The 22,337-nt window shown below is 69.9% G+C and carries 14 protein-coding genes and 1 tRNA gene; 4 read left to right on the top strand and 11 right to left on the bottom strand.

Annotation, left to right across the window (positions count from 1 at the left end; translation table 11 throughout):
• The 4 genes from GCN81_RS17560 to GCN81_RS17575 all read right to left on the bottom strand — a co-directional run.
• Nucleotides 1–303: (2Fe-2S)-binding protein (locus GCN81_RS17560; protein ID WP_407697982.1), on the bottom strand; the 303-nt coding region annotated here is incomplete at its 3' end.
• A complete protein-coding gene (locus GCN81_RS17565; protein WP_156725394.1) occupies nt 249–1,148 on the bottom strand; it encodes an FAD binding domain-containing protein in 900 nt (299 codons plus the stop codon). The genes GCN81_RS17560 and GCN81_RS17565, both read right to left, overlap by 55 nt.
• A gap of 395 nt (nt 1,149–1,543) precedes the next feature.
• Complete coding sequence (locus GCN81_RS17570) at nt 1,544–3,352, bottom strand: carbamoyltransferase family protein (protein ID WP_156725760.1); 1,809 nt, start codon at nt 3,350–3,352, stop codon at nt 1,544–1,546.
• Nucleotides 3,353–3,441: 89 nt separating this feature from the next.
• A complete protein-coding gene (locus GCN81_RS17575; RefSeq protein WP_156725593.1) occupies nt 3,442–4,584 on the bottom strand; it encodes a DUF5954 family protein in 1,143 nt (380 codons plus the stop codon).
• Nucleotides 4,585–4,729: 145 nt separating this feature from the next.
• On the opposite strand from GCN81_RS17575, the gene GCN81_RS17580 reads away from it, so the two are divergent.
• The 4 genes from GCN81_RS17580 (at nt 4,730) to GCN81_RS17595 (ending at nt 10,727) form a co-directional block, all read left to right on the top strand.
• On the top strand, nt 4,730–5,650 hold the full coding sequence (locus tag GCN81_RS17580) for a protein kinase family protein (protein ID WP_156725594.1): 921 nt from the start codon (nt 4,730–4,732) through the stop codon (nt 5,648–5,650).
• A gap of 5 nt (nt 5,651–5,655) precedes the next feature.
• A complete protein-coding gene (locus tag GCN81_RS17585) occupies nt 5,656–7,875 on the top strand; it encodes a protein kinase domain-containing protein (RefSeq protein WP_156725595.1) in 2,220 nt (739 codons plus the stop codon).
• Nucleotides 7,876–7,898: 23 nt separating this feature from the next.
• Nucleotides 7,899–10,010, top strand: a complete 2,112-nt coding sequence (locus GCN81_RS17590) for a serine/threonine-protein kinase (RefSeq protein WP_156725596.1) — start codon at nt 7,899–7,901, stop codon at nt 10,008–10,010.
• A gap of 180 nt (nt 10,011–10,190) precedes the next feature.
• On the top strand, nt 10,191–10,727 hold the full coding sequence (locus GCN81_RS17595; protein ID WP_156725597.1) for a GNAT family N-acetyltransferase: 537 nt from the start codon (nt 10,191–10,193) through the stop codon (nt 10,725–10,727).
• Between the two features lie 273 nt (nt 10,728–11,000).
• Here GCN81_RS17595 and GCN81_RS17600 read toward each other — a convergent pair.
• From GCN81_RS17600 to GCN81_RS17630, 7 genes are all read right to left on the bottom strand, one after another.
• Nucleotides 11,001–11,074 (bottom strand) — tRNA-Thr (locus GCN81_RS17600).
• A 113-nt stretch (nt 11,075–11,187) separates the two neighbouring features.
• Nucleotides 11,188–12,726, bottom strand: coding sequence for an alpha/beta hydrolase (locus GCN81_RS17605; protein ID WP_156725598.1), 1,539 nt, complete (start codon nt 12,724–12,726; stop codon nt 11,188–11,190).
• A gap of 83 nt (nt 12,727–12,809) precedes the next feature.
• Entirely contained in the window at nt 12,810–14,015 is a 1,206-nt protein-coding gene (locus GCN81_RS17610; protein WP_156725599.1) for a DNA polymerase III subunit delta', read from the bottom strand.
• A gap of 149 nt (nt 14,016–14,164) precedes the next feature.
• Complete coding sequence (tmk, locus tag GCN81_RS17615; RefSeq protein WP_156725600.1) at nt 14,165–17,038, bottom strand: dTMP kinase; 2,874 nt, start codon at nt 17,036–17,038, stop codon at nt 14,165–14,167.
• Nucleotides 17,039–17,126: 88 nt separating this feature from the next.
• The gene (gene topA / locus GCN81_RS17620) at nt 17,127–19,973 is read right to left on the bottom strand and encodes a type I DNA topoisomerase (RefSeq protein ID WP_156725601.1); all 2,847 of its coding nucleotides are present in this window, start codon (nt 19,971–19,973) and stop codon (nt 17,127–17,129) included.
• 268 nt (nt 19,974–20,241) lie between these two features.
• Nucleotides 20,242–20,439, bottom strand: a complete 198-nt coding sequence (locus tag GCN81_RS17625; RefSeq protein ID WP_197287693.1) for a hypothetical protein — start codon at nt 20,437–20,439, stop codon at nt 20,242–20,244.
• Between the two features lie 197 nt (nt 20,440–20,636).
• The gene (locus tag GCN81_RS17630; protein ID WP_456115049.1) at nt 20,637–22,259 is read right to left on the bottom strand and encodes a DUF7059 domain-containing protein; all 1,623 of its coding nucleotides are present in this window, start codon (nt 22,257–22,259) and stop codon (nt 20,637–20,639) included.
• Nucleotides 22,260–22,337 lie beyond the last annotated feature (78 nt).

Genomic DNA, 22,337 nt, shown 5'->3' on the forward strand with positions numbered 1-22,337 from the left:
GGCGAAGTCCGCCAGGCCCTCGACCGTGACGACCTCGCGGCCCTCGGCCTGACCGGCCGCGACCAGACACGAACACACCGGCACACCGTCCAGACGCACCGTGCACGAGCCGCACTCACCCTGCTCACAGGCGTTCTTCGAACCCGGCAGGCCCATCCGCTCACGCAGCACGTACAGCAGGGACTCGCCCTCCCACACATCGTCGGCTTCCTGCTTACGGCCATTGACCGTGAAATTGACGCGCATGGTTACGCAGCTCCTTCGACAGCGCCGCGGCCATTGCCACCGCGGTAGGACTCCCAGGTCCACATCAACGTCCGGCGGGCCATCACACCCACCGCGTGACGGCGGTAGCTGGCACTGCCCCGCACATCGTCGATCGGGTTACAGGCCCCGGACGCCAGCTGGGCGAACTGCTTCGCGATGGACGGAGTGATGATCTTCCCGTTGTCCCAGAAGCCACCCTCCTCCAGCGCCGCGTTCAAAAACTCCTCCGCCGCCGTCGCCCGCACCGGCGTCGGCGCCGCCGAACCGATCCCCGTACGCACCGAACGCGTCCGCGGATGCAGCGCCAGACCGAACGCGCACACCGCGATCACCATCGCGTTACGCGTACCGACCTTGGAGAACTGCTGCGGCCCATCCGCCCTCGGAATGTGCACAGCCTTGATCAGCTCGTCGGGCTCCAGCGCATTGCGCTTCACACCCTTGTAGAAGTCATCGATCGCGATCAGCCGCGCACCACGCGCCTGCGACTCGACCTCCACATCGGCCCCCGACGCCAGCAGCGCCGGATGCGCGTCACCCGCGGGCGAGGCACAGCCCAGGTTCCCGCCCACCCCGCCACGGTTACGGATCTGCGGAGACGCCACCGTGTGCGACGCCAGCGCCAGCCCCGGCAGCTCAGAGCGCAGATTCTCCATGATCTTCGTGTACGGGACAGACGGCCCCAGCGCGACCTTCTCCTCGCCGACCGTCCACTCACCGAGCTCACTGATCCGGTTCAGGTCCAGCAGGTACTCAGGACGCCGATGATCAAAGTTGATCTCGACCATCACATCGGTGCCACCCGCAATCGGCACAGCCGTGGGATGCGCTGCCTTCACGGCAAGCGCCTCCTCCCAGCTGGCGGGGCGAAGGAAGTCCATTGACGGCTCTCTTCTTCGTAATCGGGTCGTTCGTTTCCAGCCAGCGGACCGCAGTACGTCGACTGGCTGGTTCACGCGCTGTTCACTCGGATTGGCGTAAGTACACCCGTCCGCCCCAGGCCGGGGTCAGTCACCGAAACCATGAAGGTATTGGCTGGCCGCAGGAGTCGCCTTGTAGATTCGTCTGAAAGGCAGCGCTCCGTAACCCCACTGATTCACCCCGGCAACAGCGCACCCAGCGGAACGGCAAGATCGAGACAGATCGGCGGCGACATCGTGCGGCTGGGCGCACGACCGGAGGCCCGCTCGGGGCGCCCGTCGCGGCCCAGCACGGTCACCGCCGTACGACCTGATGTCCGATATCCGGTGTCTGACGTCCGCCCTGCGAGCGAATGTCAGGCGGCGGGGTGAGGGGCGACCTTGGTGACGAGGTGGTTGCCGAGCATGAGGTAGTCAATCCCCGTGCCCAGGAAGCAGTTCAACGCGTCGGCCGGGCTACACACGATCGGCTCGCCCGCCACGTTGAACGAGGTGTTGAGCAAACAGGGAACGTCGGTCAGTGCGGTGAACTGGCGCAACAGAGCTGCCAGCCGCGGAGTGTCCTGATCGGTGATGGTCTGCACCCTGGAGGTACCGTCCACATGGGTCGCGCCCGGGAGCACGTCGCGGAACTCCGGCCGCACCGGGAAGACGAAGGTCATGTACGGCGAACGGACTTTGCGCCCCATTTCGAAGACCTTCGGAGCGTCCGACTCCAGCACGATCGGCGCGAACGGACGGAACGGTTCGCGGTGCTTGACCCGGGTATTGATGACGTCCTTGATATCCGGGAAGTTCGGGTTGGCAAGGATGCTGCGGTGCCCCAACGCCCGGGGGCCATGCTCGATCCGGCCCTCGAACCAGCCGATGACGACCTTCTCGGTGAGCAGTTTCGCCACCTCACCGACAACCTCGTCGTCACTCAGCCTGCGCCATTCCATCCGACCGCCGAACTCCCGCAGGGCCTCCTCGATCGCCGAGTCGTCGTATTCCGGTCCGAGATACGGAGTGACCGGCACCGCGGCCTTCTCCTCCTTCCCGACATTGTCCGGGTGATTGATCCAGGCATAGGCGGCGGCGCCGATGACGATGCCCGTATCGCTGGCACCGAAACTCACGTCCATGTCGTCGAACCGCGACCCCTCGAACAGCGGGGTGTTGTTGAGGCAGTTCAACGCCACGCCGCCTTCGAACAGCAGGTGATTCAGGTCCGTCTTGGCTTCCAGCGCGCGGAGCTGGTGGCTCGTGACGGCGTTCAGCATCTCCTGTGCCGCGGCGGCCACCCGGGCCTTGTACTCGAGAGTGTCCCGCACAGGGCCGAAATACTGCTCGAAGAGGGGATCGAAATTGCGAGAGTTATCCGTATCGAGAGGCATACAGAAGCTGTAACGCCCGTCCTCGTGCAGTTGGACGATGTGCTCGAGGAACGGGTTCGGCACCGGAGGCTCGGCGAACCCGGACAGACCCATGACCTTGTACTCGTCACTGTTGGGCACGAATCCCAGATATCGCGTAATCGCACCGAACAGCAGCCCGATCGAGTAGTCCGCACCGATGGTCGACTCGTCGAAGACGCGAATCCGGCCATCCCGGATTTCCCCCATCAGCGACGAGCACACTTCGGCGCGACCGTCACTGATAAGAAACGCGCTGTCCTTCATTCCCGCCAAGTAGTATCCAGTCGTCGCGTGCGCGATGTGATGCGGTACGAACACCACCTTGTCTGGATCGGGAGTGAACCCGGTGCGCGAGGCGAAGTCGGCAAGGATCGCCTCGTGACTGACGACTTCACTGAACAGTCCTTCAATGCGACTGATGAGATCCAGCTTCGCCGAGGACTCCATCGGCGAGGACCTGATGCCGGACAGCACCATATCCACGAGCTCAACGGAGAAGTCCCAAGGGATGGCAATGAGGTCAATGTCAGAGAACTGCAACCCTGCATGCTCAAGGCACCATTTCACCGAGTTGAACGGAAAGTCGGTGGTCTTCTTCTCCCGGTTGAACCGCTCTTCCTCCACGGCAGCGACCAGCTCGCCATCCACCAGGAGCGACGCACCCGCGTCGTGACCGATGACGTAGTGCCTCTCGCTACCAACCGCACCGAAATGCTCGGCAAAGAATTCCGATATACGACTAAAACCGTTACATCCCAACACAATCACGACAATCCCCTTCTCTGTCACACGGCATGAATCGATGGATGCTGCCGACACGGCCAGCCAGCACATGGGCGCGGCCGCGGGCACGGACTTCACGGAGTACTACGCCCCTCGTCCCCCCTGCGCTCTCTGGCCGCCGCCCGCCGGACCTCCTCCTGCTCCCACAAAGCCTTCAACTCAAGGGCACGCTCATCAAGTTCAACGGGCTCGCCCTCGCCCTCTTCGTCGTCCTTCCACAACCCCTGCTCCTTGAGCTGACGCACCTGGACCTCGACCGGAGGTTCCGGATCGAAGTCACTGGGACGTGGCCCCTCCGGACCATCGGGACCGACCCGGACGAGCCGCTCGACGCGAGTGATCCGAAACCGGCTCCCGTCCACACTCAGACTGTTGCCGCGCTTCGCGTCCAACCCATCGGCGGCTCGCGCGTACTCCGCTCGCTCCGCCTCCGAGAGCTTCAACGTGAACGGCCCCATGACACGCAACCAGCTGGCCAGACTGTCCCGGGCCCCCTGCGGTGTGGCAGCCGTCGCCCCCGGGTTGTGCGACCTCCACTGCCCGTCCACCCGCTCAGAAACCATGAACACCGCGGGCAGCAACACACCACCCGGGAACCGCTCGACGGCACGCCGCGCGTCCTCGCGCACCTCTGACGGCGCACCAGGGGCAGTCCCCATGAACCGCACGAGATCGAGCTTCAGCAGCCCGTCGGACAGCCCGGTGCTGGTGTACGGATCGACGACGAACCCCTTGGTCCGCGAGCGCACTTGATACGCCTCGCCGACCTCCCCCGGATCGGGGTCGGATGGCCGGGGCGGCTCAGGCCCGCTGCGTCCCATCCGAATGAACCGCGAGGCCCGCACAATCCGAAACCGCTCACCCCGCACGCCGACCTCGTCGACCACCTCGCGGTCCATCCGCAGCGCCGCCGCCATCCACGCCTTCCGCGCCTTCGCGTCACCGGCGTCCTCGGCTTCCTTCGCGCGCCCACGAAAACGCGACCCCAAGGAATCCCTGGCCCCCTGCGGCGTATCGGAACCGTACTCAGACAGCTCCCACCCACCCGCCTCGTGCTCCCGCGCATGAAAGAACTCCCCCAGCGCCACCCCCATCAAGTCCGGGTAGCGCTCCCGCGCCTGCCACGCTTCCTGATCCGCGAAGGCGGCAATGGGCCCGTCCTGCGGACCAACCCGAAAGGTGAGATAGGCGGGCACCCTGTCCTCGTAACCAGTCATGCACCGAATGTGCCCGAACTCAACCCACCCCTGCTGCCAAACCAGCAAAACCGGGAGCAGTCTCCTCTTCCTGCCATACCTGCCGCCGTCCCCGCGATGGCGCTTGAGTAGGCTTGACCTGGACGATCACGGAGCGGGGGTGCGCATGGAGCCACTGCGCCAGGACGACCCTCCCCGGATCGGGCCCCACGTCACCCTCGCCCGGCTCGACGCGGAGTACGAACAGGCCGTTCCCGCACGCCGCTTCATCGCCCGCGGCGCCGACGGCGACCGCACGTTCCTGGGCTGCCTCCCACGCGCCAACGTCGACCCGACCCGCTGGGCGATCGAGGCGGAGAGTGCCCGTCGGCTCTCGATACCGGGATTCCTGCCCGTCGAGGAAGTCGGCGGCACAGCGGACCTCCCCTGGTGGACGGCGCCGTACGCCCCCGCCCTCCCACTCCCCGCCGCCCTGCGAGCGCACGGCGGTCCGCTGCCCGAGCCGTTCGTACGGGCCCTGGGCGCGGCCCTCGCCCGGACGCTGGCGACCGCCCACAACCTTGGCGTCACGCACGCGGGCCTGTCCCCCGCCGCCGTACTGCTCACCACGGAAGGACCCCGTCTGAGCTGCTTCGGTGCGGTACGGGCCGCCGCCCCGGACGGCGAGCAGCGCGCTGGCCTGCCGGGCCTCGACTCCGGCAGTCTCGCCCCGGAACAAGCGACCGGTGGACGGCCACGCCCGCTGGGCGACGTATACGCCCTGGGGTCCGTACTCGCCTACGCGGCAACCGGCCATACCGTGCCCGAACGCGACGAACTCCCCTCGTCCCTCCGTGGATTGATCACGACGTGCCTCGCCCGTGACCCGGTGCGGCGTCCGCGGGCGGACCAAGTCCTCACCCACCTGGAGCCGACCGCGCCTTCGACGGGGCATCAAGCCACCGTTCTGGACACGGCCGCCCCGATCCCCCTGCCGGCATCGTTGGTCGCCGCGCTCGCGCGCCAGTCGGCACAGGTCCTGGCGGCCGAAGTGCCCGTCCCCGAGGTGCCCGTTCCTGAAGTCCCCGTTCCTGCTGCCCTGGACTGACGGCCATGCTCTCCCCACTCACCCATGACGACCCGCACCAGCTCGGCGGCTACCGCCTCATCGCGCGCCTGGGCAGCGGCGGCATGGGCACCGTCTACCTCGCCCGCTCGGTCACAGGCCGTACGGCAGCACTGAAGACGCTGCATCCCCACATCGCGACCGACACCGCCATGCGCACCCGCTTCCGCCTTGAGGTGGACGCGGCCCGCGTCATCGGCCCCATCCACGGCGCCCGCGTCTTCGACGCCGATCCGCTCGCCGAAACCCCCTGGATGGCCACCGAGTACGTGCTCGGCCCGCCCCTCGGCGACGCCGTCTCCTTCGCGGGGCCGCTCCCCGAGCCCGCGGTACGCGCGCTAGGAGCCCTGCTGTGTGCGGCTCTGGCCCAACTCCATGCCTCGGACGTCGTCCACCGCGACCTCAAACCCTCCAACATCATGGTCACGGCAGACGGTCCCAAAGTCATCGACTTCGGCATCGCCCGCGCCATCGGCGACGACCGCCTCACCCGCACCGGTACCGCCGCGGGCACGCCGGCCTTCATGTCCCCCGAGCAGGCGACCGGCCAGGAACACACCGCCGCGGGGGACGTCTTCGCACTCGCTGGCGTCCTCGTCCACGCGGCCACCGGCCACGGGCCCTTCGGCGCTGGCCAGCACGCCGACCTCATCTACCGTGTCCGCTACGCCAGCCCGGACCTCACCGGAGTGCCCCCGGCCCTGCTCCCGATCCTGACCCAATGCCTCAGCAAGAACCCAGCCGACCGCCCCACCACCACCGACCTCGCCACCCAACTTCATCCTGGACACGGCGACTTCGCCAGCCGTCTCCCCGAGCCCCTGCTCATGGAGATCGCCCGCCGCGCGGGCGACGTCTGGCATGCCCGGCCCCGCCGCCTCCCGGCCCCGCCGGAAGACGCCCTCGCCGAAGCCTTCCCGGGCGCCCCCAGGTCCGCCACCTCGCGCCTGTCCGGCTTGTCCGGCCTGTCCCGTCGCAAGCTCCTCGCCCTCGGGGGGAGTTCCGCACTCGGAGCGGCAGTGGCCTCGGGCGGCGCCTGGGCGTGGCTGGACAGTCTGGACGGCGGCGACACCACCGACCCGAAGCCGCCCGCCGCCACCTCTTCGAAACAGCCCGCGTTCGACCTGCTCTGGCAGGTGGCGACGAGCTCGGTCGAGCCTCAGATTCCTCCGGTGCCGCTCATTCTGGACGGGCTGCTCGTCGCGGGAGAGTTCGGCGTACAAGGCTTGAATCCCGCGACAGGAGCGGTGAAGTGGTCGGACCCCGAGGTCTATTTCCTGCGCCGAACCGCTACGGACGGCAAGCAGGTCTACGCCGCCGACCACACCCTCGATGAGAGCGATCCGCTCAGCGTTTCCACGGTCGACCTGACCACGGGAGAGATCAACGCCCCGTTCAGTGAGCTCAAGGACCTGAGAGCGATCCTCGACGGAACCCAAGTGCTCTGCGCGACAGGCGATGCCGTCTACCTGACAGGAGGGCGAGGACCCCGTACGGAATCCGGATTCGACAAGGCCCAGTCGTGGTTCCTGCTGGGCATCGGCATCCGTTCGGGCAAGAAACTCTGGGAGGTCCCGCTCCCGGCCCGACCGGACGAATCCGAACGTCTGCACTTCCTGTCCGCCAAGGCCGTGGGCGAGTACCTGGTCCTTGTCCAGCAGTCCGCGGACGGCGCACTACGCCTCGTCGTCCGCAACGCCCTGACGGGCGAAGCGCTGTGGAACCGGCCGCTCGACGGCGAGCAGCCCGGTTTCAGCCGGGCGCATCTGGCGGTGGACAGCAGGCATGTGTACCCGTCCGCTGATGAACTGGTCGCCCTCGGCCTGGCCGACGGCAAGGAAGCCTGGCGCTTCGAAGGAAAGACTCCGCAGGCGCGGTTCAGTCCCCCGGCCACCAAGGACGGTGTGGTGTACGCGGTGGAGGAGAACCGCGGCATCGTCGCGCTCGACGCCACGAACGGCACCCTGCGGTGGGCCGAGAAGAGCCGCGCGGTCACGACCGAGGACCTCGGCGCCCCGCCCGTGGTCGGGATCGCGTCCGTATACGCGCAGAACAAGGCTTCGTCGGCACTGGTGGCCGTGGACATCCGGACCGGCACCGTGACCCGTAGCGTCAAAGCCGCCCCGGCGCGGTACTTCGCCCACGCCTCCGCCAGGCGGCTCATCGCCGTTGGCGACGAGCACACGGCCGCCTACCCCCTCAACTGAGCTCACAGAAGGCCCCACACACCATGAAGCCCCTGGAATCCGGAGACCCGATCCGACTGGGCCCGTACCGCATCCTCGCCGTGCTCGGCGAAGGCGGGATGGGTAAGGTCTACGTCGGTCAGGACGGCGAGGGGCAGGTCGCCGCGGTGAAGGTGCTGCACCCCCACCTGACGCACGACGCGAACCTCACGAGCCGCTTCGTCCGCGAGGCTCAGATGGCCGGGGCCGTCACCAGCGAATCCGTGGCCCGCGTCCTCGACGCCCAAACGGAGGGCGGACGTCCGTGGATCGCCACGGAATTCCTGACCGGCCCGACACTCGCGGATGCCGTCCGCTCCCACGGGCCGTTCGACGAGCCGACGGTACGGGCCCTGGCAGCGGCGCTCGGCCACGCGCTCCGGGACATCCACGCCACCGGTCTCGTCCACCGCGACCTGAAGCCCGCCAACATCGTGCTCACCGCGGCGGGCCCGCGCGTCATCGACTTCGGCATCGCCCGTCCCGAGCATGGCCTCACGCTCACCGCCACGGGCCAGGTCCCGGCCACACCCGGCTACGGAGCGCCCGAGCAGGTACTCGGGCAGCGCGTCGGTCCACCGGCCGACGTCTTCTCCCTGGGCGCGGTCCTGGTGTTCGCGTCAAGCGGTCAGCACGCGTACGGGGGTTCACACGTCGCCGCCGTACAGTACGAGGTGGTCCACGGCGAGCCGCGCCTGGACCTCGTACCGCCCGCGCTCCAGCCGCTGATCGCCCCGTGCCTCGCCAAGGACCCCGCCTATCGACCGTCGCCGGACCAGATCCTGCAGGCGTCCGCCCCGCCCCGGGGCGCCGAACGCGCCTGGCGGCAGGGCCCGGTCGCACAGGACATCACGACCCGCGCGCACAGTCTTCACCGGCTGACCACAGTGCCGGGCCAGGCCGTACCGCGCTCCGTCTCACGCCGACGCCTGCTGACAGGCCTCGGAGCGGGCGCATCCGTGCTCGCCGTCGGCGGCGGGGCCGCCGCGTGGTGGAAACGGAACGCGGACCGTGCCAGGCGCGGCCCCTTCGACATTCCCCCGGCCGTACCGACGCCGAAGGCCCACGTTCTGAACTCGGAGAAGGGCGACTACGTACTCGGCAACGCTCCCAAGCCACTCTGGACCGTTGCCTCGGCGCTCTCGGAGGACACACCCGCGCCCCTGCCCGTACGTGACGTCCTCATCGTCGGAGCACCGAAAGGCGGCATCGCCGCGCGCAGCGTCGTCGACGGCACACTCCGCTGGTCGGCGCCCAACACGGTGGCCACCGGCCGCTACCTGTCCCTCTCCGACCAGTTGGTGGCGACGGTCGACCGGGACGGCACCCTCGTCACCTTCGTCGCCTCGACCGGCGAACCCAAGTGGACGTCTCCCGCGAAGGCCGCCTCCCTGCTCGCCGCCGACGACGAAGCCGTCTACCTGATCACCAAGGACGGGCGCGTGCGCAGCATCAGCCGGTCCGATGCCAAGATCCGCTGGACCGTCGACGTAGACGCCGACCTCGGCAGGAAGGCCGCGTCGCGCGGCCTGGCGGCCCACGGCCGACTGGTCATCGCGGCGGCGGACGGAGCCGTCATCGCCCTCGACTCGGCCGACGGCCGCAGGGCATGGTCCCACCGCCGAATGGCCGACACCGGCCGAGCCCACCTCGCCCAGTCAGGACGCACCCTGTGCGTAAGCGGCAAGCAGCTCACCGCTCACGACCTCATCAACGGTAAGCAGCGCTGGTCGACCACGAGCCCGAAGCTACCGAACGGCGATCCGCCCTTCTGGGGCCCGCCAACCATCCACGGCAACGTCGTCTACGCGTCCGAAGTCATCTTCCCCCTCCAACTGAACCTGCGGACCGGAAAGCCGACCAACTGGTCCTCCAACGGCTTCCTCGAATGTGATGCGGCCAGCCCTCTGGTCGTGCAAGGCAGCGGCCTCTGGTCGGTCGCCGTCAACGAGAAGCGGGATCGGGCAGGCATCACCGTCATCGACCTCTCCCCCGAGATGCGACCGTCGTGGGCCTTCCCCACCATCAAGACCCCCGACCGCTACTGGCTCACAGCCGACGCGAACCGCGTGTTCCTCCTGGACGGCACGACACTCGCCGCCCTACCCGTGTTCTGAGCGCCGAGCCCAATCGCCGAGCATCATCGCGTCGTACAGCGGTGCGCGTCAGAGAACGGTTGCACCTCGCCGAACCACTCGTATCCCGCCCCTCGTATCTGAGGGTGGGATCCCGGATCAGTGGGTTCATCGGTCGGCCGAGTCTTGATCGCTGCCGAACCCGCTGATTAGCTGACCGACATGACCGACCTCGGCCCCGTCGCCTGGCCACCTGCCCCGATCAGGACCGAGCGGCTCGCGCTCCGTGAGCCCGACGCCCGGGACCGTGCGGCGGTCATCGAGCTGCTGGCCTCACCAGAGGTGAGCACGTATCTCGGTGGCCCTCGACCGCGTGACGAGCTCGAGCGCGAGATGCCAGCGGCGCCCAGTCGGCGCCCCGGCCTTTTCATAGTCGATGTCGACGGAGCGATGATCGGCCAGATCACGCTCACCAGAGAATCGGGACACCTCCCTCAGGCTGCCGGAAGGGCCGAACTCGGCTACCTGTTCCTGCCACAGGCGTGGGGACGCGGATACGCCGCCGAGGCGTGCGCCGCGGCACTCAACTGGTTCGGCGCCGCACTTCCCGGCGAACCAGTAGTGCTCGCCACCCAGACCGCCAACGTCCGCTCGATACGCCTCGCCGCGAAGCTGGGCTTCATCGAGGCAGAACGATTCGAGGCCTACGGCGCCGAGCAGTGGTTCGGCGAGCGGCCCTCGCCCACGCCGTCCGATTGAGTCCAGCTTGGCCCACTTGGATGTCTGCCTGACACGGGAAGAGTTCGACGCCCTGATGACGACCGAGGGTGCCCCGCTGGTCCTCGGCCCCAGCTGGTGAATGAGCACGGGCCTTCGCTGACGGGCGCGCCTCGCCGATCTGGTGCCGAGCCGATCGGCCGGTCGGCCGAGCGCTCACGCAAGCCGTTCCCACGGCGTTCCCAGCATGCGGCGCGCACCGCCCGGGCATGAAAAAACCCCAGGTCACGGCGAGTGAGTCCTGGGGTAATTCCGAGCCGCCTTCGGGATTCGAACCCGAGACCTACGCATTACGAGTGCGTTGCTCTGGCCAACTGAGCTAAGGCGGCAAGCTGCGGAAATGTCCCTCGCGCAGGGAGAGGTTCGCATCAGCAGCGGCGCCAAGTCTACAGGGTTGTTCGGGGTGCCTCGGACCGGGTTCGGGGGCGGTGGTGGTGTGGGGTCAGCACTTGGTGTTGTTGGCGGGAGGGGTGCCCTGGAGGAGGTAGCGGTTGATGGCGGTGTCGATGCAGGGGCTGCCGCGGCCGTAGGCGGTGTGGCCGTCGCCGTCGTAGGTGAGGAGAGTGCCTGAGGTGAGCTGAGCGGCCAGGGCCTGGGCCCACTTGTACGGGGTGGCGGGGTCGCGGGTGGTGCCGACGACGACGATCGGGGCGGCGCCTTTCGCCTCTGTGCGGTGCGGCTCGCCGGTGGGCTTCACCGGCCAGTACGCGCAGGTCAGGGAGGACCAGGCGAGGGTTTCGCCGAATACGGGGGAGGCCTTGGTGAAGTCGGGGAGTGCTTCGGCGACCTCTTCGGGGGAGGTGACGGCGGGGGGCAGGTCGAGGCAGTTCACCGCGGCGTTGGCGAACATCAGGTTCGCGTACTCGCCGTCGGGGCTCCGCTCGTAGTAGGTGTCCGCGAGCGAGAGGAGGCCCGCGCCGTCGTTGTCCGTCATCGCCGCGGTCAGCGCGTCGCGTAGCTGTGGCCAGGCGCTCTCGTCGTACATCGCGGCGATGACGCCCGTTGTAGCGAGGCTCTCGCCGAGCGGCCGGGCCTCGCCCGTGGGTACGGGGGTCCGGTCGAGCTGGCGGAAGAAGTCTGTCAGGCGCTGGCCAGCAGCCTGGGGGCTACCAGTGCCGAGCGGGCAGTCGGAGCGGGCTACGCAGTCCTTCGCGAAGGACTGGAAGGCGGTCTCGAACCCGGCTGTCTGGTCGAGGTTCAGTTGGAGAGCGGAGAGTGACGGGTCCATCGCGCCGTCCAGGACCAGGCGGCCGGTCCGCTGCGGGAAGAGCTCGGCGTAGGTCGCGCCGAGGAAGGTGCCATACGAGGCGCCGACGTACTGGAGCTTCTTGTCGCCGAGGGCGGCGCGTAGTACGTCCATGTCGCGGGCCGCCTCGACCGTCGAGACATGCGGGAGGATCGTGCCCGACTCGCGCTCGCAGCCCGCCGCGAAATCCTTGAAGGACTGGGTGAGTTTCCTGGTCTCGCGCGCGTCGTCGGGAGTGACGTCCACCTGTGTGTAGGCGTCCATCCGCTTCCCGTCGAGACACTCGACGGGCTCGCTGCGGGCCACACCGCGCGGATCGACCGCGACCATGTCGTACCGCGCGCGGACCGGCTCCGGGTAGCCGAAGGCCGCGTACGCCTGGAGGTACTGGATCGCCGACCCACCGGGCCCGCCAGGGTTGACCTGCAAGGAGCCGATGCGCTTTCCGGGGCCGGTGGCCTCCTTGCGGGCGACGGCGAGTTTGATGTCACCGTCGTCGGGACGTTCGTAGTCCAGGGGGACCTTCAGCGTCGCGCAGTCGAAGTCCGGCACTCCGCACTCGCGCCAGCTCAGCCGCTGCTCGTAGTACCCGTCCAGGCCTTCGGGGACGGCGCTGGCCGACGTGGACCCCGAGCTGTTCGACGAAGAACTCCCCGACGAGCAGCCCGCGGCCAGCAGTGCGGCCGCCGCGAGCAGGGCGCCCGCGGCGCGGAAGGTGTGGCGCCTGATGTCCATTCACCGAGCGTAACTCTCAGCACAGGCGATGAGTACAGTGCGTAACTATGATGGCCCGTATGAGTGACGTGGCGCCCTGGTGATCACCCTGCGCGGAGTGCCACCGCCATCGCCTCCACCGCGAGCAGCGGCGCGACGTTCCGGTCCAGCGCCTCGCGGCAGGCGGCGATCGCCTCGACCCGGCGCAGCGTCGCCTCGGGTGCCGAGGCCCGGGCGATCCGCTCCAAGGCGTCCCGCAGCTCGACGTTGGCCAGCGGGACCCGCGAGCCCAGCTGGAGCGCCAGCACATCCCGGTAGAAGCCCGTCAGGTCGATCAGGGCCAGATCGAGGCTGTCGCGCTGGCTGCGCGTCTTGCGCCGCTTCTGCCTGTCCTCCAGCTCCTTCATCGCCCCCGCGGTGCCACGCGGCATCCGGCCGCCCGACTGGCCACCGAGCGCCGCCCTCAGCTCCTCGGTCTCCTTGCCGTCCACCTCGTCGGCGACCTGCTTGGCGTCCTCCCCCGCGGCGTCGATCAACTCCTGGGCCGCCCTCAGGCAGCCCCCGATCTCGTCCACCCGAAGGGGCATCTTCAACACGGCGGCCCGCCGCGCACGCGCCCGCTCGTCGGTCGCGAGCCGCCGCGCTCGACCGATGTGGCCTTGGGTGGCGCGGGCCGCGGCCGCGGCGGCCTCGGGCTCGATGCCGTCACGCCGCACCAGGACGTCCGCCACGGCCTCCACCGGCGGCGTCCGCAGGGTCAGATGCCGACAGCGCGAGCGGATGGTGGGCAGCACGTCCTCCAAGGAGGGCGCGCAGAGCAGCCAGACGGTACGCGGAGCGGGCTCCTCCACCGCCTTGAGCAGGACGTTCCCCGCGCCTTCCGTCAGGCGGTCAGCGTCCTCCAGGACGATGACCTGCCAGCGGCCCACGGCGGGCGAGAGCTGAGCGCGGCGCACCAGCTCCCGGGTCTCCTTGACGCCGATGCTGAGCAGGTCGGTCCGTACGACCTCGACGTCGGCGTGCGTGCCGATCAGGCTCGTATGACAGCCGTCGCAGAACCCGCATCCGGGGGCACCGCCCAGCTTGCGGTCCGGGCTGACGCACTGCAGCGCGGCGGCGAACGCCCTGGCCGCGGTGGAGCGGCCCGAGCCGGGCGGGCCCGTGAACAGCCACGCGTGCGTCATCTTCGACGCCTCAGGGGGCGGGGTGCCCTCCGCCGTCGCCGTGACGAGGGTGTCGGCGTCCCGCGCGGCGGCGTCGAGCTGCTCCGCGACGCGCTCCTGGCCGACCAGGTCGTCCCATACGGGCATGGGCCACGCCTCCTCGCTACGGTCCCCGCGGTTCCACGGTCCCCGCGGATCTACCGTTTTACGGTCCTGCTTTCCCTGCCGCCTCATTGTCGTCGACAGCACTGACAGTCGACGACCATGAGGCGGTAAGGGGTGCGCGCCAGGAGCCGCTACCGGCGTCCAGCGCCCTTGCCACGGCTGTCGCCGTTGCCGTCGCCGTCGCCGTTGCCGCCGTTGTCCTCGGTCCGCGAACCGAGCAGTTCGTCGGCCAGCGTGGGAAGGTCGTCGAGCGGAGTCTCCTCCGCCCAGTCCGAGCGCGGCCGCCGACGCGGCTCCCCGCCGGCCTCCGGGTCGATCTGTGGCAGCTCGGCCGTGACCTCGTTGCCCGGAGCCCGGTCCTCGGGCTTCACCACGGGCGTAGGCACCGTCAGCTCACTATCCGCCTCAGCACCAGCCTTGGGCACAGTGCTCTCCGCGGCCGCCGCCCGCCGAGCAGCCTCAGCCCGCAGCAGCGCCTCCTCCGCCTTGCGCTGTCGTTCAAGCCGCCGCGCCTCCGCTTCCGCGTGCAGCCGCGCCTCCTCCTCAGCCGCCCGCCGACGCCGCTCCTCCTCAGCCTCCCGAGCCTGCTCCTCGGCCAGCCGCCTGGCCCGCTCCTCCTCGGCCAGCCGCCGTGCCTCCTCGGCGCGCTGCCGCGCCTCCTCAGCCTGCCGCTCGGCCTCCCGGCGCCGCGCCTCTTCGAGTTCGCGCCGCTTGCGCTCTTCCTCCTCGGCGCGCAGCTTCGCCAGCTGCTCCTGGCGCTCCCGCTCCAGGCGCTCCTCCTCGGCCTTGCGCGCGGCTTCTTCCTCGGCGCGTCGCCGCGCCTCCTCCTCGGCCGCCTTACGGGCCTCTTCCTGGGCCTTCTTCTCGGCCTCGGAGAGCGGCAGCAGCTGGTCGAGCCGGTGCCGTACGACCGTGGTCACGGCCTCCGGCTCCTGACCCGCGTCGACCACCAGGTAGCGCCCCGGATCGGCCGCCGCCAGGGTGAGGAAACCAGCCCGTACGCGCGCGTGGAACTCGGCGGGCTCGGACTCGAGGCGGTCCGGTGCCTCGGTGAAGCGCTCTCTGGCGGCCTCGGGTGACACGTCCAGCAGCACCGTCAGATGGGGTACCAGACCGTCCGTCGCCCACCGCGAGATCCGTGCGATCTCGGTCGGCGACAGGTCGCGCCCCGCTCCCTGGTAGGCCACGGACGAATCGATGTAGCGATCCGAGACGACGACCGCTCCACGCTCCAGCGCGGGCCGCACCACCGTGTCCACATGCTCGGCCCGGTCCGCCGCGTACAGCAGCGCCTCCGCACGGTGCGAGAGACCGGCCGACGACACGTCGAGCAAGATCGACCGCAGTCGCTTGCCGACCGGGGTCGCACCCGGCTCACGGGTCACCACGACCTCGTGGCCCTTGCCGCGAATCCACTCCGCGATCGCTGCGGCCTGGGTGGACTTCCCGGCGCCGTCGCCGCCCTCCAGCGCGATGAAGAACCCGGTGGCCGACGTCGCCTGCGCCGGGTCGCCGCCTCGCAGCGCGTCGCTCAGATCGCGGCGCAGCGGCACCCCGGAGCGGTCGTCGGTACGCGCGAGCACCAGAGCGGCCACCGGCAGCAGCAGCGCGCCGACGAGCATCAGAGTGAAGGCGGCTCCGCCGTGTGCGAACACGAACTTCCCGCTGACCAGCCGGTGCTCTCCGATCAGCGCGGCCAGCACCGGAGCGGCCAGCAGGCCGAGCGCGACGGCGACCCGTACGACCGCGTGCAGGTGCTCGGTGGTCCGCGCCTTGCGGAAGTCCTCGACCTCCTGGTCGAGGAGCGCGTGCCCGGTGTTCGCGGCGACACCCGCCGCCACGCCCGCGAGGGTGACGATCAGCAGGACGGAGGTCGGATCGGCCACCAGACCCGCGGTGAGCAGCGCGAGGCCCGTCAGCGCGATCGACAGCGCCAGCAGCCGACGGCGGGAGAACGCGGGCAGCACGGACGGCGCCGTACGGATGCCGACGCCCACGCCGCCGGTGAGCGCGAGGACCAGCAGTCCGAAGTACACCGGACCGCCCGAGAGATCCACGGCGTGCAGCACGGAGACCGCGACCGCGGCGGCGACAGCCCCCGCGACGCTCGCGCAGGCGAGCACAAGCAGCGGAACGGCGCCAGTGCGCCCCTTGTCCACACCGTCACCCGTCTTGGGGCGACGCAGGCCCTCCAGCGGGCTACGCGCGCGTGGCGTCGAGACGTCCGGCAGCTCAAGGAAGTACGCGACTGACAGGGACGCGGCGAAGAGCCCCGCGGCGACATACGAGGCGAGCGCCACTTGGTGCAGCTCGAACCAGACGAGACCGGCACCCAGCAGATTGCTCACCAGAGTGACAGCGATCAGCCCGAACGCCGCGATCGGCAACGACACGAACGACGTACGCAGCGACAGCCGCCGCAGCGCCGCCATCTGGTCCGGCAGCGGCCGTACGGCGGCCCCCTCGATCGGCGGCGCGGGCAGCAGCGCGGGCGCCGCGGTCTCCCGGGCCACCGTCCACAGGCGCTCGGCGACACCGGCCACGAACACCGTGACCAGCAGGATCGCCAGGGCGCTGGTCGGCGTCCAGTCGATCCACAGCGGCGCGACGATCAGCAGCGCGGCCCGTACGCCATCCGAGGCGACCATGGTCCAGCGCCGGTCGAGCGGGCCGCTCTGCGACGTCAGGGACGTCAGCGGGCCCAGGAGTACGGCTCCGAAGAGCACCGTCGCCAGGATGCGCACCCCGAACACGACCGCGACCGCCAGGGCCATGCCCCGCAGCCCACCGCCGAACGCGCCCTGCGCCGCGGCCGCCTGCATGGACAGCACGACCAGGACCAGGACCGCGAGCCCGTCACCGACGCTGCCCACGAGGTGGGCGCTCCACAGCCGCTTCAGCGGCGGGCAGCGCAGGAGCGCGCGGACGGCGCGCTCGCGGGAATCTGCGACCAGGGCGTCGTCGGCGTCGCTGGGCTCGACCGGGGGCTGCTCTGCTCGGGTCATTCAGCCAGCCTATCCGGACGCGCGCACTCCCCGGAGGCCTACCCGAACATACGACCGCCCCCACGGTGTGGGGGCGGTCGTCGTCGGATCAGTCCTCGGACGCGGCCTTCTTCGGCGCCGCCTTCTTGGCGGGTGCCTTCTTCGCGGGAGCCTTCTTCGCCGCGGCCGTCGTCTTCTTGGCCACGGTCTTCTTCGCAGCCGTCTTCGCAGCCGTCTTCGCGGCCGTCTTCTTCGCCGGAGCCTTCTTCGCCGCCTTCTTGGCGGTCTTCTTCGCCGGCCCCTTCGCCCGCTTCTCCGCGAGCAACTCGTACCCGCGCTCCGGCGTGATGTCCTCGACGCTGTCGGCCGCCCGAAGCGTCGCGTTCGTCTCGCCGTCGGTGACGTACGCCCCGAACCGCCCGTCCTTGACGACCACCGGCTTCTCGCTGACCGGGTCCGTACCCAGCTCCTTCAGCGGCGGCTTGGCGGCGGCCCGCCCGCGCTGCTTCGGCTGGGCGTAGATCGCCAGCGCCTCGTCCACGGTGATCGTGAAGAGCTGATCCTCGGTCTCCAGGGACCGCGAGTCCGTGCCCTTCTTCAGATACGGGCCGTACCGGCCGTTCTGCGCGGTGATCTCGACACCCTCGGCGTCCGTGCCCACCACGCGCGGCAGCGACATCAGCTTCAGCGCGTCCTCGAGCGTGACCGTGTCCAGGGACATGGACTTGAAGAGCGAGGCCGTACGCGGCTTGACCGCGTTCTTACCGGTCTTCGGCGTGCCCTCGGGCAGGATCTCGGTGACGTACGGGCCGTACCGGCCGTCCTTGGCGACGATCTCGTGGCCGGTCGCCGGGTCGGTGCCGAGCGCGAAGTCGCCGCTCGGCTTGGCCAGCAGCTCCTCGGCGTACTCGACGGTCAGCTCGTCCGGGGGCAGGTCGTCCGGGACGTCGGCGCGCTGGTGGCCCTCGGCGTCCTTCTCGCCGCGCTCCACGTACGGGCCGTAGCGCCCGACGCGCAGCATGATGTCGTCGCCGACGGGGAATGAGGAGACCTCACGGGCGTCGATCGCGCCCAGGTCGGTGACGAGTTCCTTCAGACCGCCGAGGTGGTCGCCGTCGCCGTTCCCCGCGTCGGATGCCGAACCCGCGCCCGAAGCCTCACCGGCCTCGCCGAAGTAGAAGCGCCGCAGCCACGGCACGGCCTGCGCCTCGCCGCGCGCGATGCGGTCGAGGTCGTCCTCCATCTTGGCGGTGAAGCTGTAGTCGACCAGGCGGCCGAAGTGCTTCTCCAACAGGTTGACCACGGCGAACGACAGGAAGGAGGGGACCAGCGCGGTGCCCTTCTTGAAGACGTAGCCACGGTCCAGGATCGTCCCGATGATCGACGCGTACGTCGACGGGCGGCCGATCTCGCGCTCTTCGAGCTCCTTGACCAGGGATGCCTCAGTGTAGCGGGCGGGCGGCTTGGTGGCGTGCCCGTCCACCGACATCGCCTCGGCGGACAGCGCGTCGCCCTCGGCGACCTGCGGCAGCCTGCGCTCGCGGTCGTCCAGCTCGGCGTTCGGGTCGTCGGCGCCTTCGACGTACGCCTTGAGGAAGCCGTGGAAGGTGATCGTCTTGCCGGACGCGCTGAACTCGACGTCCCGGCCGTCGCTCGCCCGGCCGCCGATCTTCACGGTGACGGAGTTACCGACCGCGTCCTTCATCTGGGAGGCGACGGTCCGCTTCCAGATCAGCTCGTAGAGCCGGAACTGGTCGCCGGTCAGGCCGGTCTCAGCGGGCGTGCGGAAACGGTCCCCTGACGGGCGGATCGCCTCGTGCGCCTCCTGCGCGTTCTTGACCTTCCCGGCGTACGTGCGCGGCTTGTCCGGCAGGTAGTCGGCGCCGTACAGCTGCGTGACCTGCGCACGGGCGGCTGAGACCGCCGTGTCGGACAGGGTCGTGGAGTCCGTACGCATGTAGGTGATGAAGCCGTTCTCGTACAGCTTCTGCGCCACCTGCATGGTGGCCTTCGCGCCAAAGCCCAGCTTGCGCGAGGCCTCCTGCTGGAGCGTGGTCGTACGGAAGGGCGCGTACGGCGAGCGGCGGTACGGCTTGGACTCGACCGAGCGGACCGCGAACTGGCTGTCGGCGAGGGCGGCGGCCAGCGCGCGGGCGTTCGCCTCGTCGAGCTGGAGCGTGTCGGACTTGAGCTGGCCGACGGAGTTGAAGTCGCGGCCCTGGGCGACGCGCTTGCCGTCGACGGTGGTGAGCTTGGCGATCAGCTGGGACGGGTCGCTGGCGTCTCCGGCGCGGCCGGTCCCGAAGGTGCCGGTCAGGTCCCAGTACTCGGCGGAGCGGAAGGCGATGCGCTCGCGCTCACGCTCGACGACGAGCCGGGTGGCGACGGACTGGACACGGCCCGCGGACAGCCGCGGCATGACCTTCTTCCACAGGACCGGCGAGACCTCGTAGCCGTAGAGGCGGTCGAGGATGCGGCGGGTCTCCTGGGCGTCGACCATGCGCTTGTTGAGCTCGCGCGGGTTGGCGACGGCGCCCTGGATCGCGCTCTTGGTGATCTCGTGGAACACCATCCGCTTGACCGGGACCTTGGGCTTGAGGACCTCAAGCAGATGCCAGGCGATGGCCTCGCCCTCGCGGTCCTCATCGGTGGCGAGGAGGAGTTCGTCGGAGTCCTTCAGCAGGTCCTTGAGCTTTTTGACCTGCGCCTTCTTGTCGGCGTTGACGACATAGATGGGCTGGAAGTCATGTTCGACGTCCACGCCGAGGCGGCGCACCTCGCCGGTGTACTTCTCGGGGACCTCGGCCGCGCCGTTGGGGAGGTCGCGGATGTGCCCGACGCTCGCTTCGACGACATAGCCAGGACCTAGGTAGCCCTTGATCGTCTTCGCCTTGGCGGGCGACTCGACGATGACGAGGCGGCGGCCGCCCGGTGCGGTGTCGCTGGTCGGGGACAACGTTGCTCTTCTCTCCGGTCGACGCTGGGTGCCTTGCGTTCAGTGTGGCTCGTACGCTGACGCTGCGGAGTGTGACGGTACATCCCGCCCCCGTGTCAAACGGGAAAAGCCCGCAACGGCCACTCGAACGGTAACCCGACTTTCGCCGTTCCTGCCGCCCGGAGTGCCCACCCGGTTGTTTCGCGCCGACGCGGAGCGTGACCTCACGCCTGTCGGCCGGATTCGGTTGTCGGCCGGATCGGGTCCGATTCCGGGCCGGATTCGCACCTCACAGGCGGGTGAAGCACCACACCCCGATTAGCAGCGCCACCGCGCCGGTGAGCGTGGCGAACGCCACGGACGCGACCGGGTTCACGCCCTGTGCGACGGGCGCGCGATGCAGCACCCGTACGCCGGTCCACAGCAGCAGCCCGGCCCCGAACAGCGCGAACACCACTCCCGCGAAAATCGCGGGTCCGCTCTCCAGGCCCGTCCCCATACCGCGTCCTTCCTTCCAGCCCCCAGAGTCCCAGCAGGCGGAGGCTGACACGCCTGGGCATCCGCCGCGCGAACCCTGGGTGAACTGAGAACTGCGACGAGCCGCGCGTCGCGAGCGACCCAGCCCCAGCGCCAGCCCCAGCGCCTCCAGGGACTCAGGGGCCCGGTGGCCCGGAGGCCCGGGGCTCAGAGCCGCAGCGGCTCCGTACCGTCCCCGATTCCCGCACCGGGCTCGACCGGCTCCAGGAAGCCCTGCTCGACCAGGAGCCGGATCTGCGCGGGCGAGCGGTCGCGCAGACCCACCGGGTCCTCGCCGACCAGCTGGGCGATGGCGTCCAGGATGCGGCCCGCGGTCAGGCTGCCGTCGCACACCCCGGCGAAGCCCGCCCCCACGGTGTCGACCTTGGTGGCGCGGCGCATGCCGCGGTTCTGGCGCAGCACGACGTGCTCGGGGTCCTCCGCGCCGGGCAGCCCGACCTGCTCCTGCACGACCTCGGCCGCCAGCTTGAAGTGTCCGGCGAGCAGCGCGGCGTCGTCATGCGCGCGCAGGTAGTCCTGGCGGGCGAAGTGGGCGCGCACGACCTCGCCGAGCGGCTGTTCGACGGGGTGCGGCCATTCCTCGACTGTGACGGACGGCTCAGGAGCGGCGGTCTTCCTGAGCGTGATCCAGCCGAAGCCGACGGCCTTCGTCTTGCGGGCCTCGAACTCGTCCAGCCAGGCGTCGTACCGGGCCGCGTACTCGGTGGGGTCCTCGCGGTGGTCCCCCGCGTCACGCAGCCACAGCTCGGCGTACTGGGTGATGTCCTGCACCTCGCGCTGCACGATCCAGGCGTCGCAACCGCGGGGCACCCAGGAACGCAGCCGGTCCTGCCACTCCTCGCCCTCCACGTGCTGCCAGTTGGCGAGGAACTGCGCGTACCCCCCTTCGTTCAACCGCTCCCCTGCCTGCTGAACGAGCGAGCGGCACAGATCGTCCCCACGCATTCCACCGTCGCGGTAGGTGAGCCGAGCAAAAGGGGGGGTGGCGCGAAGCGCTCCGGACAAGGGCGGTGGTGGGAGACGGGCGGGCGAGATGACGAACGGGGGGTTCGAGACGATCTGGTCGTACGTCTCGTCACCCACCGGTTCGAAGAGCGAGCCCTGCTTCACCACCGGCTCCGGGGCGCCGGAGAGCGCCAGCGTGAGCCGGGTGATGTGCAGGGCCCGGGGGTTGGGGTCGGTCGCGGTCACCCGGGTCGCGTGCTGGGCGGCGTGCAGCGCCTGGATACCGGACCCGGTCCCGAGGTCCAGGGCGCTCTGCACCGGCGTACGCACCGTGATCCCGGCCAGTGTGGTGGAGGCGCCGCCCACGCCGAGCACGACGTCGGGGTCCACCTGCTGGCCCCGGCCGCCGATGCCTCCGGCGCCACCGACCGCGCACCCCAGGTCGGAGACGATGAACCAGTCCTCGCCGTCGGGCCCGCCGTACGGCCGTACGTCCACGGTCGCGCACAGGTTGTCGGCGCCGGCGGGGACGAGCCAGCCGTCCGCCAGACACGCGTCGACCGGCAGAACGACCGCCACGCGCGCGTGGGCGACAGGCTGTTGCAGCAGGAAGAGGCGTACGAGCGTGTCCAGCGGTCCTTCGCCGCGGGTGGCCCGCAGGGCGGGCACCGTCTCGCTGCGGGCGAGCGCGGCGTACGCGGAGGCGCCGAGTAGGTCGAGCAGTCCGTCGGCCGTGAAGTCAGCGGCGAGGAGGGCTGCCCGCAGCCGGGCGGTGCCGTCGGCGCGGTCGGGCGTGGGCAGGTTGGGCGGGGTCGGCGTACTCACGGGCCCATTGTCCTCCCCGTTGCCCGGTCCTGACCCCATCCCCACGCCGAATGGCCGCCACGCGCGCGTGGCGGCCAT

The organism is Streptomyces apocyni (assembly GCF_009739465.1).
Classification (GTDB): domain Bacteria; phylum Actinomycetota; class Actinomycetes; order Streptomycetales; family Streptomycetaceae; genus Streptomyces; species Streptomyces apocyni.